Annotated in this window: 15 protein-coding genes and 1 pseudogene; 12 read left to right on the forward strand and 4 right to left on the reverse strand. The window is 54.3% G+C overall.

What is annotated here, in order from left to right; genetic code table 11:
* Positions 1 to 19: 19 nt before the first annotated feature.
* The 6 genes and pseudogenes from E4O97_RS25350 (at position 20) to E4O97_RS25375 (ending at position 4,352) form a co-directional block, all read left to right on the forward strand.
* A complete protein-coding gene (locus E4O97_RS25350; protein ID WP_170037302.1) occupies positions 20 to 694 on the forward strand; it encodes a pilus assembly protein in 675 nt (224 codons plus the stop codon).
* Positions 694 to 1,743 (forward strand): hypothetical protein, encoded by a 1,050-nt coding sequence (locus E4O97_RS25355; RefSeq protein WP_248162591.1) that lies wholly within the window; start codon positions 694 to 696, stop codon positions 1,741 to 1,743. The genes E4O97_RS25350 and E4O97_RS25355 overlap by 1 nt, the downstream gene beginning before the upstream one ends.
* A 13-nt stretch (positions 1,744 to 1,756) precedes the next feature.
* The gene (locus tag E4O97_RS25360; protein ID WP_170037308.1) at positions 1,757 to 2,245 is read left to right on the forward strand and encodes a hypothetical protein; all 489 of its coding nucleotides are present in this window, start codon (positions 1,757 to 1,759) and stop codon (positions 2,243 to 2,245) included.
* Positions 2,246 to 2,248: 3 nt separating this feature from the next.
* On the forward strand, positions 2,249 to 2,794 hold the full coding sequence (locus E4O97_RS25365) for a hypothetical protein (protein ID WP_170037311.1): 546 nt from the start codon (positions 2,249 to 2,251) through the stop codon (positions 2,792 to 2,794).
* Positions 2,795 to 2,861: 67 nt separating this feature from the next.
* A complete protein-coding gene (locus tag E4O97_RS25370) occupies positions 2,862 to 3,527 on the forward strand; it encodes a hypothetical protein (RefSeq protein WP_170037746.1) in 666 nt (221 codons plus the stop codon).
* Between the two features lie 107 nt (positions 3,528 to 3,634).
* Positions 3,635 to 4,352: pseudogene (locus E4O97_RS25375) on the forward strand (SDR family oxidoreductase).
* Here the strand turns inward: E4O97_RS25375 and E4O97_RS27595 are convergent.
* From E4O97_RS27595 to E4O97_RS25385, 3 genes are all read right to left on the reverse strand, one after another.
* Positions 4,349 to 4,588, reverse strand: coding sequence for a helix-turn-helix domain-containing protein (locus tag E4O97_RS27595; protein ID WP_346274579.1), 240 nt, complete (start codon positions 4,586 to 4,588; stop codon positions 4,349 to 4,351). The pseudogene E4O97_RS25375 and the gene E4O97_RS27595 sit on opposite strands and share 4 nt — an antisense overlap.
* Complete coding sequence (locus E4O97_RS25380) at positions 4,549 to 5,178, reverse strand: cupin domain-containing protein (protein ID WP_346274580.1); 630 nt, start codon at positions 5,176 to 5,178, stop codon at positions 4,549 to 4,551. Before E4O97_RS25380 ends, E4O97_RS27595 begins: the two co-directional genes overlap by 40 nt.
* A gap of 61 nt (positions 5,179 to 5,239) precedes the next feature.
* Positions 5,240 to 5,566, reverse strand: coding sequence for a hypothetical protein (locus E4O97_RS25385; protein WP_170037314.1), 327 nt, complete (start codon positions 5,564 to 5,566; stop codon positions 5,240 to 5,242).
* A gap of 123 nt (positions 5,567 to 5,689) precedes the next feature.
* Here E4O97_RS25385 and E4O97_RS25390 point away from each other — a divergent pair, with 123 nt between their 5' ends.
* Positions 5,690 to 6,799, forward strand: coding sequence for a P1 family peptidase (locus E4O97_RS25390; RefSeq protein WP_170037317.1), 1,110 nt, complete (start codon positions 5,690 to 5,692; stop codon positions 6,797 to 6,799).
* Here the strand turns inward: E4O97_RS25390 and E4O97_RS25395 are convergent.
* Positions 6,790 to 7,572 carry a helix-turn-helix transcriptional regulator gene (locus tag E4O97_RS25395; protein ID WP_170037748.1) on the reverse strand — a complete coding sequence of 261 codons (783 nt, stop codon included), beginning with the start codon at positions 7,570 to 7,572 and terminating at the stop codon, positions 6,790 to 6,792. The two genes, E4O97_RS25390 and E4O97_RS25395, sit on opposite strands and share 10 nt — an antisense overlap.
* 307 nt (positions 7,573 to 7,879) lie before the next feature.
* Here E4O97_RS25395 and E4O97_RS25400 point away from each other — a divergent pair, with 307 nt between their 5' ends.
* From E4O97_RS25400 to E4O97_RS25420, 5 genes are all read left to right on the forward strand, one after another.
* Positions 7,880 to 8,473 carry a fimbrial protein gene (locus E4O97_RS25400; RefSeq protein WP_170037320.1) on the forward strand — a complete coding sequence of 198 codons (594 nt, stop codon included), beginning with the start codon at positions 7,880 to 7,882 and terminating at the stop codon, positions 8,471 to 8,473.
* A gap of 54 nt (positions 8,474 to 8,527) precedes the next feature.
* The gene (locus tag E4O97_RS25405) at positions 8,528 to 9,247 is read left to right on the forward strand and encodes a molecular chaperone (protein ID WP_170037323.1); all 720 of its coding nucleotides are present in this window, start codon (positions 8,528 to 8,530) and stop codon (positions 9,245 to 9,247) included.
* Positions 9,248 to 9,436: 189 nt separating this feature from the next.
* Positions 9,437 to 11,827 carry a fimbria/pilus outer membrane usher protein gene (locus E4O97_RS25410; RefSeq protein WP_225932988.1) on the forward strand — a complete coding sequence of 797 codons (2,391 nt, stop codon included), beginning with the start codon at positions 9,437 to 9,439 and terminating at the stop codon, positions 11,825 to 11,827.
* A gap of 3 nt (positions 11,828 to 11,830) precedes the next feature.
* Positions 11,831 to 12,856, forward strand: coding sequence for a fimbrial protein (locus tag E4O97_RS25415; protein WP_248162593.1), 1,026 nt, complete (start codon positions 11,831 to 11,833; stop codon positions 12,854 to 12,856).
* Positions 12,857 to 13,228: 372 nt separating this feature from the next.
* The gene (locus E4O97_RS25420; RefSeq protein WP_248162595.1) at positions 13,229 to 14,044 is read left to right on the forward strand and encodes a carbon-nitrogen hydrolase family protein; all 816 of its coding nucleotides are present in this window, start codon (positions 13,229 to 13,231) and stop codon (positions 14,042 to 14,044) included.
* Positions 14,045 to 14,169: the final 125 nt, after the last annotated feature.

A 14,169-nucleotide genomic window follows, 5' to 3' on the forward strand; every position in this document is an offset into this window, starting at 1 on the left:
GCCCGATCAGGAACCCGCTATGAGATTACCTACGTTGTTATTGAGCTTGATATTTCTTGGCTCAAGCCTTGCCCGGGCCGAAGGCGAATTGATGGTCATGCCGGCCAGTCTCAAGGTGTACAACAATCACGAGCATATGGTTAACGTGAGAAATGTCGGTGATGAGTCGATGTACTTGTCCATCACTCTGCAGAAAGTGATAAACCCAGGCATCGAACCGGAAGAGAAGCTGGCAATGAGCCAGATCGATCATCCGACCCTGCTGGCCAGCCCCGACAAGCTGACCCTGGGGCCGGGGCAGAGTCGCTCCATCAGCCTCAAATCACTTGTCGAGCCGTCCGTCGAAGCCTTGTACCGCCTGTATATCGTGCCTGTGAGAGCCATGCAGGTGGAAAATGCCCCGAAGGACAAGATTACGGCTCCGATGTCGGTATCGGTGGGGTACGGTGTACTGATCCGCCATATGCCGCCGCCTGAGCTGCAGCGTACAGGCTGGACGCATCATTGCGCTGGCGGGGGCGTTAGCCTGGAGAACACCGGTAATGTTCGCATGGTGCTGTCGGACGTTGCTGTAGGTAGTCATTTGCCGATAAGGAGCAAAGTTGCCCTGTTTCCAGGGACGCCCCAGTTGTTTGCAGGAAAACATGTAAGTTTATCAATTAATGATGTTCAGCAGACGCTGGATTGTAATTAATGAACATTCAGTGTGGGGTGTTTGAAAGGATTAAAAAGATAGCTGGCGTATTCAGCGGGTGTGTCCTGAAACAACTGTGCGGACTGTTTTTGGTCGGTTTATCACTTGCCGCTGGCGAGGCGTCGGCCTATGTAATGCGCTATAGTGATTTAAGTAATGGTTACAGTAATTGTAGTTTAAAAGATAACGGTAATGGTACCTCTACGGCGCGAGTGGACTTTGACTATAAAGCAGCAGCTGGGCATCATCCGACGGCTAATTTTCAATCCAGAGGCGTGATTGTTTATACCTATGGGGCCGCTGGCCAGCTTAATGAAAGTTCTAGTGTTGGCATCAACTCGGTAACCCTTGGGGGGTTTGAAAGGGAAACTATTTTTGGTGGATATCGGTACGCTATGTTCGCTAATCGTTATAATAGTCAATGGATTAATCGATCTCCATTTAGGGCTGCTGTGGTCGTGCAGTTTAATAATTCAATTATTGCTAAATGGCCTGCGATTGGTATTCGTGCGGGTATTTTTACATCGGGCGATGATTATGGTGATAGCGCCGGTCTTGCCTATATAAGCCCCGCCACCCAAAACGGCATTTGCACGTTGCTTGTAAATCCGGAGCAGCCACCGCCGCCGATGGATGTCACCTTGACCATGAACGCGCCAGACTGGGATATTGGCGAACTGTCAAGGGGGGAGGAGACACTGAAAACCTTAAGCGCTGCTAATGATCAGCTTTGCTTTACTTATGAAGGCTCCAAGTTTGTTACTTTTCAGAAGTTCATCATCAATGCAACCAATTTGAATGGTCTGTCAAGCAATGGTCGTTATCTGCTCAAGAGTCTGGAAGACAGTTCGAAAACAGTGCCGTATAGCCTGACGCTACAAAATGCCAACGCCACGATGTTGTTGCCCAACGCCAAGAACACGGGCTTCAACCTCAATGAGAATGGGCGGACATGCTTTACGCCCACGTTCACGGCGCTTGCGGAAAAGAAATCTCCAGGCGGGGCTTACAGTGATGTACTGACCTTTACCGTTGTGGCCAAACCCTAGGCCGAGGTGCCCGATGAATTATCCGCTGTTTATGGTTATGGGCTGGTTGTTGCTGTGGTCGTGCCCCGGTATGGCCAGCGGGGTATTGAAATTGTCAAGCATCGAGTTGCGATTGGCTCCCGATGAGCGCCAGGGCGAACTGTATGCGCAAAACACCGGGGACAGCACCTTGTTTCTGGATGTGCAGCAAGCGCTTGTGCTCAATCCCGGAGACAGGCCTGAGCGGTTGCTGCCGATTGGCGAGGTGATGCACCCCGCCTTGCTGGTGACTCCTGCGCGGCTGGTGCTGGCACCCGGGCAAAAATACCGGATGAACTTGCAGCAGCTGACGCCGCCGCGCAGCAACCAGGTCTGGCGCGTGACCTTTCGGCCCAGAGAGCATTTGATCGTGCAGGCCAGCGATGCAGATAGCCTGCCGGCTCCGCTGTCGGTCAGTGTCGGCTACGGCATGGTGATTTATCAGAAGGCCGCCAATGCGAGCGTTTTTACCGAAAAGGAGTAGCACATGAACAAGGTAGCATTTGCTTGCCTCCTTACTGCCGTAGCGACTCTACCGGCGCTGGCGATGGCGGATCTGATTCTCGAAGGCAAAGTCAGCAGCAATGTCAGCGCCTACGTGAAGCCCAATAACAATTTGTTCGTGACTGACGACAAGGGCAGCTGGTTCGATCAGGGCCTGGAAATGTCGCAGTTGGGTGGTTGGGACATGCCTTATGAGGTGCAGGCACGGCTGAGGGTTGTTTCCAGCACCGGAGTATTTCAGGTGCGCCTGGATGAGCCGCTGCAGATTCGTAATGCAGGTAATGTTACCCAGGTGTTTCAGCGTCCGAAAGTGGATTTCATGGCCGAAGGTGAAGCGCCCAAAACCCTGATGGTGGGCCAGGGGACGGAGTTTAAAAACCCTCCCCGGACTGTGCCGGGTGAGGACACTTCTGGCTATTACGGACTGACCGTTGCAGCCTATCCGCCGGAGGGGGATTTCAAGCAAACCGCGGGGGCGTACAGCGGTGTGCTGTCGCTGACCTTTGAACCGGTGATTACCGATCCTTGATTGCGCCCACGTGTTGCACGGCTACCTGCCGCTCGTTGGCATACCCCAGAACTGCTACAGGAAACCTATGAAACCTTTTGCCTGCCTGGTGTTTTGCGCGGTGTGCGGTGTTGCGCCGATATCATCCGCATTTGCGCTGATCAATATTCAGCCGATGGTGTCTGAGGTGAGGGACAAAGCCGTCACGGTTGAAATCTCCAACACTGGCGACCGTGCGGAGTATGTGTCCATTGCCTTGTCGCGGGTGCTCAACCCCGGCGTGGAGTTGGCAGATGAAAGCCTGGAGTCCATCGGCAAAACCCTTCAGCCAAAGCTCTACGTCGCGCCTTTCAAGTTGCAGCTTGCTCCGGGCCAGAGCAAGACCATTACCTTGAAGCCCCTGGTGAAGATAGAACAGGAGCAGGTGTATCGATTGGACATAAAGCCGGTTGTGAGTCTGCTGGACCCCAAGCTCAAGACCATTGCTGGCAATGTGGTGGTCAACCTTGCCTTCAGCGCACTGGTACGCCATATACCGGTTCAGGAAACATCCACGCTGACGATCAAATGCGAAGCCGGGGGTGGCCGTTTTTTTGCTACCGGTAACACCCGAGCCCATGTAGAAGGAGTAACCGTTAACGGTGAACCTATTGATCCATTCAATGTGTACCCCGGTGTCCCGCTGTTGCTGAAGGGAGCCCGGATCAGTGTTCCGGATCAGCCGGAGTGTATTGCCGCTGGCCCGGCGCGCTGAAGGCTGGACGATGGCGAAGCTTTTCTGGCGGGCTGATTATTAACGGGCCGCAGCGTTCCTCCTAAGCTGGCTCTACTGATTTGAGCCAGCAATAGTAGGAAGCGAGCATGAAAAAGCTGCAAAACAAAGTTGCACTGGTTACCGGTGCGTCAAAGGGCATTGGGGCGGCGATTGCCAGGCAATTATGCCCGTAGCCGCGAGGATGCCGACCGGGTGGTCTCGGACATTGTGTAAAACGGGGGCGTGGCCTTTGCGCTGCAGGCGGATGTCTGCAATAGCGTCGACGTCAAGATGCTGTTCAAGATCATTGCTCTGGAGCATGGCGCTCTCGATATTCTGGTCAACAACGCCGGTGTCTACTCGACTGACGCACTGGCTGACATCACCAAGCATGAGTTTTACCGCCAGTTCAACCTCAATGTCCTGGGAGGGATCCAATGCACCCAGGCGGCGGTCGAGGTGTTTAACCCAGCGGGTGGCAGCATCATCAATATCAGCTCCAGCGTCACCTCTTTCACGCCTGTCAACTCTACGGTCTATACCGCTTCCAAGGGCGCAGTGGACGCTATCACCCGCACCCTTGCCAATGAGCTGGGGCCGAAAAAAATCCGCATCAACTCAGTCAACCCAGGGCTGGTGGTGACCGAAGGTGTACACGCCAGCAGTTTTTTTGAAGACGCATTTCGCCAGAAAATCGAAGCGATTACGCCATTGGGCCGTATCGGCCAGCCTGAGGATATGGCGCCAGCGGTCGCTTTCCTGGCGTCTGCAGACGCTGGCTGGATTACCGGCGAAATACTAGTGATCGGCGGTGGCCTTCATTAACCACAGGTGGCGTGCTCGCGGACATAATGGCGGGGGAATTGCGCCATGAAACGTTTGAAGGCCATGCTGAATGCGCTCTCTGACTCGTAGCACAATGAAAACGCGATGGTTGAAACCGTATCCGCAGGATGCTTTAGGCGATCACTTGCCAGCAACATACGCCAGTGCGTCAGGTATTCCAATGGTGCTGCACCGATCACCTGTTTGAAGTGCAAGGCAAACGCCGAGCGTGACATGGCAGCCAGCCAGGCCAGCAAACCAGCCGCTGGCGCTGTTGTCTAGGGTAGCCAGATGGGGGCACAGAACTTCCACCAGCAAGGTGTTCATTGAACTGTGATCGGCCAGGGCGTTGATGCTGCAGTTCCGCTGTAAATCGCTGCCGAGCCCAGCGCAGGATCGACGCCTGCGGCTCATCGCCCCGCACATGGACGAGCGAGGGCAGTGTGCCGAGCAATAACTGCGCGGGAATGCCGGTGAGGTCAAAACGGCCACCGACCAGTTGTGTGTCGTCGCCGCCATAACGCAGAACCAGTTCGTCCGCCGCCAGCATTTCAAAGTAAGCGTCTGAATCCATGACCGGCTGGGACATATCACTGTAGAGCGTGAATGGCATGCCTAGGGTCATCAGAAAACAATCGCCTTGATGCTGTTGTCTTAGCTGTGGCTCTCCACTCACTTGCAACCAGCAACTGCCCTTGATGACGGCGGTGAACTTGATGCCTTCGAGCTTCGGAAAGTTGAACGCCCAGTCGCCTCTTAACGTAAGCGCGGCCGAATGGTAATTACCAATTCTCAACAATGACAGGATATCGGACAGAGGATCCATGTGTCGAAACTCCGGGCAGCTATTGTCACGGCGGGCTTTCAGCAGGTTTGAGGTTTGATTTTTAGGCATTTTTTAGCATTGCGTTGAGTCGCGCTTGCGCTGCATCCAGCGCATCAATACCCGCGAGCAGTTCGTCTTCGCGCCTGGCGACGCAAAGTTCTCGAATTGCCAGCGCATGCTTCCGTTGTTCGAGTTCACGCAGGCGCTCATCGAGTTTGACGAATTTCTCCAGCAACATTTCCTTGTGGCGGGTCATGTTTGCAGTCAGTGACTTGAGGTTGGACTCGATTCTTTGGGCGGCAGTGGCTTTATTTGGCGGTGTTTCATGCCCAGGCACATAGTGAGTTTGCGTGTTCAGGCCAGGTGGTGTGAATCGCCCCGGCTTCATTTGCCATCGTCCAAAGCGGGGCCGACCTAACTCATCGGGGGTAACAACTGTGGGTTATCGTCAACGGCTGGCAGTCTACCTAGACTTGGGCCAATTCTTCACGGGCTTATCGAGAGTAAAAACATGCGCTTACGAGACCTGGGCATCACCATTGGCACGGGCACACCCGGGGCGTTCAACGCCATCACCGACGTGCCTGGCGTACGCGTCGGCCATCACACCCTCACTGCCGAAAGCTTGGAGGGTTCAACGCATACTGGCGTGACCATCATCGAGCCGCGCCCGGTCGCGGCCCATCTGGCGCCGTGTTTTGCCGGCGTTCACGTACTGAACGGCAATGGCGATGCCACCGGCCTTGAGTGGATTCGCGAAGCCGGTTTACTGACCACGCCCATTGCCTACACCAACACCCATAGCGTTGGTGTGGTGCGTGATGCACTGGTGGCCGCCGAGCGCGAGATGGGTAAGCAACACACCTATTGGTGCATGCCGGTGGTCCTGGAAACCTACGATGGCATTTTGAGCGATATCTGGGACCAGCACGTCACCGCCGAGCATGTGCACGCCGCATTGGCGGATGCACGCAGCGGCCCGGTGCAGGAAGGCTGTGTGGGCGGCGGCAACGGCATGATTTGCCATGAATTCAAAGGTGGGATTGGTACGTCGTCTCGCGTGCTGAGCGCCGAAGAGGGCGGCTGGACCGTAGGTGCATTGGTGCAGGCCAACTACGGCGTACGCAGCGCCTTGCGCGTGGCGGGTTACCCGGTGGGCAGCGTATTGAAGGACACGCCTTCGCCTTATGACGGGCCGGTGAATGTCGGCGTGCCAGGCATGGGTTCCATCGTGATCACCATCGCCACCGATGCGCCTTTGCTGCCCCATCAATGCACCCGCCTGGCACAGCGTGCGAGTATCGGCTTGGCGCGGGTCGGTGGCGGCACAGAGGACGACAGCGGCGACATCTTCATTGCGTTCTCGGTGGGCAATACCGGCTTGCCGGTTGCCAACCTCGGGCAACCCGGCCCGCCGACCACGGCCTTGCAGATGGTAAACAACGACTACATCTCCGCGTTATTTGTGGCCGCGGCAGACGCCGTCGAAGAGGCAATCCTCAACGCTCTGTTGGCCGCCAACGATCTTAAGGGCCGCGGCCGGCAAGCGCTGGCGCTCAAGCCGGAACAACTGCTGGCAGCGATGGCGAAGGTGGGCTGGACGGCCACGGTTCACTCCTGAGCCTGAAGGAACAACAGGAACAGCTCGGACTGGGATTTGATCCCCAGCTTGTTGTACATATGCTTGCGGTGAACCTTGACCGTTTCGGCAGAGATCGCCAGCTTGCGGGCGATCTCTTTGTTTGAGCAGCCGCTGAGCATCAGTTGGCCCACTTCCATTTCACGGGCAGACAATGAAGCGCTGATCTGTCGCGTGGTTGCGTGGAGGCGCTCCTGCCAGTCAGGAGCCTGCTCCGGTGCGTCCTTCAAACTCTGTTCGAACGAGCACCGTTGGCGCATCAAGCCCGCGACCCATGGCTGTACCAGGCCCAGCAACGCGATCTGCTGCTGGCTGAAGCGGCTACTACTGCCTAGCGACAAGCTCAAAGTGCGGCTAGTATCCAGTTGCACATTGATATGAATCTCGTCGGCGACGACATTCAATCGAAAGTAGCGCTGGTAATACTCTGTCTGCTCAAAGCACTCTGGGGCGACGTCGCCTAACTGGAACAGGCCGCTTTGTGGTAACTCGCGGTTGGCCAGGTAGAACGGGTCTAGCAGGTACAGGCCTCTGAGGTAATCCTGGAAGAGTGAGTCGGACTCGTTACCCTCTGCGGCAGACTCAGCAAGTACCTGCGGCCTGCCCGTGCTGAATATCAGCACCACCCAGTTATCCACCGGTACGTAGCGCCCCAGCAAACGCGTCAACGAACGCCAGAAGTCAGGACGGTCCAGGGCTTCGATCAGCTTGCCGACCGCGTCATGCCAAGCTACATCCTGCAGCGTCAGGTTCATTTCACTGCCCATCGATGCTCCCTTTGACATTATTGCTTGCCCTTGGTCGTGCGCCACTGGCTCGTGTCACGCGTGCACATCCCGTGTAATACAGGTCAGTCTACAGACCGTATTCGCCGTTGTATCAAACGTTATGTGAGTAACGGTTAATTTTGTAGGATCTATCTGATGCCTTGTTAGGATTTTTCCAGGGCTAGGCATGGATTCTTGCGGTTGTTGCTGAGGGTGTACTGGGTAAACTTAGCCGACTCTTTTATAGGGTCGATTACAAGTATTAACCTCCTGTACAACCTAAAGGAAATTGATTGTGGCTATCCAAAAAAGGCATATTCTGGCAGCGGCTATCACCGCATTGATTACAACTTCCGCTTTGGCGGCAGACGGGACTATCAATTTTACCGGTGAAATTACTGCCGCTTCCTGCAAAGCCTCTTCCGGCGCCGGTACCAGTGTGGGTGGAGGCGCTGGTGCGCAGGTAATTGAAGTGCCGATGGGCAAGGTCAGTATTGACTCCCTGAGCACCAAAAATCCTGGGATTGTTTCGGGCACGGCGATTAATATCAATCTGGACTGTGGTAATACCGCTGCTGGGTTGACCACTGTTAAGGTAATGTTCGACCCTAACTCGGGTTCCGGTGTGGATGGGTCGAATAATAACTTGCTCAAAACCACCGGTGCTGCGAAGGGCGTGGGTATTGGTATCTTCGATAGCAGTAATAACTTGATCAACCTGGCAGGTAACGGCTCTTTTGATGCGCCGTTAGTCAAGGCTGGTACTGATCCAGCTTTCACGTATACCGCAAACTTGAACATGCGCGCCTCCTATGTGGCCAATGGTGTTACGCCCATCGTGCCTGGCCAAGCCAATGGCACATTGCCATTTACTCTGACTTACCAATAAGTCTTTCATTAGAGAAGCATATTCATGCTTCTCTACTTTACCGCAGGTAATTAAATGAAGAACGTGTACTCCAGGTACTGTCTGGCGGGGATTATTTTGCTCTTCAGTGGTATCGCACAGGCCGGTATTACATTGGGCGGCACGCGAGTTATTTACCCGCAAAAGCTCAAGGAAGCGTCGATCATGGTCAAGAATGACGCCGACAGGGACATCATGATTCAGTCTTGGTTGGAGCCGGACTCTAAAAAAACTGATCAGGATGTACCGTTTGCGTTAACCCCTTCGCTGAGTCGCCTGGGCGGCAATAAGCAACAAAGCCTGCGCATTTTTTATGCGGGGAAAGGTTTGCCCTCAGACAAAGAGTCGGTGTTCTGGCTCAGCGTGCAGGAGATTCCCCAAAAGTCCGAGACCGATAACACTTTGCAGATTGCAGTGCGCCAACGGATCAAGCTGTTTTATCGGCCGACGGGTTTGTCCGGTACGCCTGAAGGGGCTGTCAAGTTGTTGAAGTGGCAGTTGGTGAGTGAAGGCGGAAAACGCTGGCTGTTGGTCTCCAATAACTCTGTTTATTACGCATCCTTTGGCGCTGTGTTCCTTGAGTATAAGGGCGCTCGTCACCCGGTCAACGTAGAGATGGTAGCGCCCGGTGCGACCGGTAAGTTTCTGGTGGAAGGCGCAGGTGCAATACCTGCTAATGCTCAAATTGTCGTTGAGTTTAATGCCATTAATGATTATGGCGTCCCGGTTAAGAATCTCGCCAATATTTCAAGCTGACGGGCTTTTTAAAAGAAGGCAGGCAGCTCTGCATCTGAAGTAAGTCAAGCAGTAACGATTGAGTAATGAGGCAAGATTCTTATGTGGGCATTTTGTTTTGGGAGTTATTCTGGTACCCGTCCGTTTGGTCGTTTTGGCGCCTCTAGTCTAGTGCTGGCAAGTGCTTCCCTGCCACTTGCGGCCCATGCTGTGGAATTCAATGATGCTTTTTTGAACAAGCATGGCACCACGGCCGAATTGAAGTACTTTGAGCAAGGAAGCACGATCGCCCCTGGTAAGTACAATGTCGATATTTACCTCAATCAATTTTTGATACTGCGTGAGTCCATCAAGTTTGTCGTGCAGGACGGATCGGAGGTCAAGCCGATCATACACCTGGGCCTACTCAAGGCGATTGGGGTGAACACTGCACGGCTTGAACAAGAGGGTGTCATCACTGCGGGCAGTGCCGACGATACCGTGATTGATCTGTCGGCGCTGGTGCCAGGTGCCGATATCGAATTCGATGTAACCGCGCTGGCGTTGCAGATCAGCATGCCTCAAGCTTACATAAAGCGACAGTCCAGTGGTTATGTCGATCCGTCTTTATGGGATAACGGCATCACCGCCCTGTACACCAATTATCAGACTAACTTCAGCCGCAATATCAGCCGTGGTTACAGTAGCGACTACCGCTATATAGGTCTGCGTAACGGCTTCAACCTCGGTGCCTGGCGCTTTCGCAATGAGTCGTCGATCTCCGGGGGCACCGGTATGCGCGACACATTCAACAGCAACCGTACCTATGCCGAGCGTGACGTCGTCAGCCTAAAGAGCAAACTGGCGGGGGGCGAGTTGTACACCCAGGGCGATATCTTCGACAGTGTGCGTTTTCGCGGCGCTCAATTGACGTCGGAGCTCGGCATGCTGACCGATGATGAAGTCGGTTTCGCACCAGTGGTGCGCGGTATCGCTGAAACCAACGCAACGGTGGAGATCAGCCAGAACAACTACGTGATCTATTCGGCCAGCGTTCCTGCGGGTGCTTTCGAGATCAGCGACATTTACCCCAGCGGCTCCAACGGTGACTTGAGTATCAAGATCATCGAGGCCGATGGGCGCGAGCGTCAATACTCCCAGGCCTACTCCTACTTGCCGGTAATGACACGTCGAGGCAGTACCCGCTACAGCCTGGCCGCCGGCCAATACCAGACTGAAGGGCAGGCGGCGCCCAAGTTTACCCAAGGCACGCTGGTGTATGGCGTGACCGACAACTTCACCGGCTACGGCGGGTTACTCGCTTCCCAGGCCTACAACGCTTTGAACCTGGGCATCGGGGTTAACTCGCCGTGGGGCGGTGTATCGTTTGACGTCACCAACAGCAACTCCAAGGATGCGTCCGGGCGCAAGAACGTGGGCCAGAGTGCGCGTTTTTTGTATTCCAAGACGCTAAGCAGCACCGATACCACCTTCACCATGGTCGGCTATCGCTATTCCACCGAGTCTTTCCGCACGTTCAGCCAACATGTGGATGAACAGGATCGCTTCGCCACCCCTTATTACGGCCGACAAAAAAGCCGTTTTGACATGAACGTCAACCAGTCCCTGGAAGGGCGTGGGTCGCTGTTTCTGAGTTTGGGCGAAACCAGTTACTGGAACGGCCAGGGCAGCACGCGGCGTTGGCAGTTCGGCTACAACGGCAGCTATGCCGACACCAGCTACAGCTTTGCCGTGTCCCGTACAGAGGGGCAGGGTGGCAGTCAACGAATCGATAATCAGGTGTCTGCGTCCTTCAGTATTCCGTTCGGTGACAATCGTCGCGCGCAACGGCTTTACACCAGCGCTACTTCATCGTCCCAAGGTGAGACGTCGATTCAAACGGGCCTGTCAGGCAACATCGACGAACAGAACACCTTGAGTTATTCGGTACAGGGCAGCAAAAGCAAAACCAGCGGTGCCTCCGGCAGCGTCGGTATGAATTGGGACACGCCTAATGCGAAAGTCAGTGGCAACTATGGGCAGGGTCGGGATAACAAGCATTTTGACGTCGGGGCGAGTGGGTCGGTGGTGGTACACCGCGACGGGGTGACGTTGGGGCAACCGGTCGGTGAAACCTTCGCATTGGTTGAAGTGCCCGATACCAAGGGCGTCGGCGTCGAAAGTGGGACTGCTGTGCGTACCGATAAAAAAGGCTATGCGGTCGTGCCCTATGCGCAACCCTATCGTTACAACTGGATCAACTTGGATACCAATACCTTTGGTAGTGATGTCGAAGTCGCAGAAAGTTCGCAGCGGGTGGTGCCGACGCGTGGCGCTGTGGTTAAGCGTCGGTTTGAGGTTGAGTCGGGGCGCAGGTTGCAGTTTTCGTTGAAGTTGAACGATGGTGAAAAAGTTCCATTTGGTGCTCAAGTTTATGGTGAGAGCGGAAGTATGCTTGGCGTGGTTGATAATGTATCAAGATTGCTGGTTTTTGGAGTCAAGGATAAAGGCGTGTTCGATGTTGTGTGGGGCGGTGGGAAATGTAGTTTTAGTTATGATGTGCCGCCTGCAAAAAAAGAGCTCATGTATGAGAGCTTTGATGCTGTCTGTGTGAGGGGGTGACGTATGATCGTATTTTTTAAAAGCGTGTGTCTGTTCATTCTTTTTTCTGTAAGTGGTCTTGTTTGGGCGTCTAGTAACTGTCAACTTGCTTATGTGGATTCAGGAGCGAGTGTGACTTTAAAGGTGCAGCAAGCCAAGGGGCAGACTGGGGTACAGATGATTTCAGATGTGTGGCATGAAAGATCTATACCTAATTTTATGAATTGCTCAGATACTACTCTAAACGTGCCTCTTTATATGATTTTCTTTTTTTTTAAGTCTAGAGTTGGTGTGTATGATTTTAATGGGAGGCAGTATGATTTGCAGTCTACAAGCAATCCCAATATTGGTGTGATTTACGAGCATGCTTTTTTAGATGGAGATTACATTCCCATATTCGATCGTGGTTATGGGAAAATTGATTTTTTAGGTGTTGGTGGGGTTTTGAAAAAAGGTTACAAATATCGATTTCGTTATGTTTCTCTTGCTCGATTGCCGGTTGGTCAGCTAGTAGTGCCTAGTCAAGCTTTATTTTTTTATAATCGAGTATTTGAGGGGTCGACTCAAGCGGGAACATCTAATGGAGGCTCGCCTTCAGTTAGTCTTTCCGTGAATAATACTTCCTGCACGCTAAGCGCGCCGTCCGAGGTGAGTCTAAAAAAGACTAACTTGTCGTTGCTCTCGTTAGTCGGTGATACGACCGGTAGAGTAAATTTTTCGCTTGGCGTAACGTGCGCGGCATCCTATGCGCCATACAAAATTCTTTATTCATTGGAGGATGTGAACGCCCCGGGCAATACGACTTCAAATCTAACGCTGAATTCGGCAGTCAACTCGGCCTCAGGTGTGTCGCTGCAAGTCCTTGATGGCGAGACGCCTGTGGTCTTTGGATCTCAAACTTCGGCTTCTACACTCAAAGGAAAGTTGGGGGATATGGGGGTTCAGGGCGGAACTATCAGTAAACCCTTTGGGGTTCACTATATTCGTACCGGGAAAATGACACCAGGAACAGTAAACGCTGGAGTCACCGTAACGCTCTCTTATGAATAATTTTTATCTGCAGTTCGCATTGGCGAGAATAACCGAGCAGGCCTCAGGCGTGTGGTTGCAGATCATGGTGGGGGGTAATGGCCGTGACGATCGGAGGCTGCTTCCCCGCGCACGTTAGGCGCTATGCCTAAAGGCGCTGGGTCGATCAGTAAGCCCCTAAGCGTGCGCTACATTTGCACGGCCGTGAACGCACACTCAGGGCGCGGTGAGCGCGGGTGTAACGATGATATTGTCTTATGAGCGGTCTGCTTTGATCTGAGTGTTATTTGATCTCACTACCCCCACGGGGGTACCCCTTCGACGTGATGTTCCGCTTCGTTAGCGCCGCCCATACTCTTTCAGAACTTGCTGAACTGCGCGGAAGGATCACTGATGAAGATTGAATTGATGCAGTTAGCCGGCCGCGACGGCGATACGGCGTACAACCTTGCACGTGCTTTGGCGGCCATCACCAACTGCAACGCGGACACCGACCTGCTGGTATTCCCGGAAACCCATTTGATGGGCTTCGTCAGTGATGAACAACTGGCCAACGTCGCCGAGCCCCTGGACGGCCCGACACTGCGAGCCGTGCAACAGGCGGTGCGCGAGCGCGATGTGTCGGTTGTTATCGGCCTGGTCGAATGTGATGCCAGCGCCTACTACAACACTTCGGTCTTGATCACCCCCGACGGCATCGCCCTGCGCTATCGCAAAACCCATCTGTGGCCCTCCGAGCGCGCCGACATCACGCCAGGCGATCGCTTTGTCACCACGCTGTGGAACGGCGTGCGTGTCGGCCTGCTGATCTGTTACGACATCGAGCTGCCGGAAACGGCGCGGGCACTGGCGCAGTTGGGGGCTGAGTTAATCATCGTTACCAACGGCAACATGGACCCCTACGGTCCGGTGCACCGCACCGCGATCATGGCCAGGGCCCAGGAAAACCAGCTGTTCAGCGTGATGGTCAATCGCGCAGGGCAGGGCGACGACGGCCTGGTGTTTGCGGGCGGCAGTGCGGTGGTCGACCCGTTTGGTCGCGTGCTGTACGAAGCCGGGCGCGAAGAAACCCGCCATGTGATCAGTCTGGACCTTGCTCAAATCAAGGCGGCTCGCAGGGATTATCACTACCTCAATGATCGTCGGCTGCTGCTGCAAGGCGAGACTGTCGAGCATCCCAATGGCCGCCGTGAACTGCTTATTCGCTGACTGCGTTTGTACCCTCCATAACAATAATCAGCTGGTGCGCAGGTGCCGGCCCAGGAGTTCGTGATGATCGCTATTCGATGCATGCAATGGGGGCTGGCTGCCGTTATCAGCGGCGCAATGGCATG

Source organism: Pseudomonas sp. W15Feb34, from assembly GCF_023127765.1.
Classification (GTDB): domain Bacteria; phylum Pseudomonadota; class Gammaproteobacteria; order Pseudomonadales; family Pseudomonadaceae; genus Aquipseudomonas; species Aquipseudomonas synxantha_A.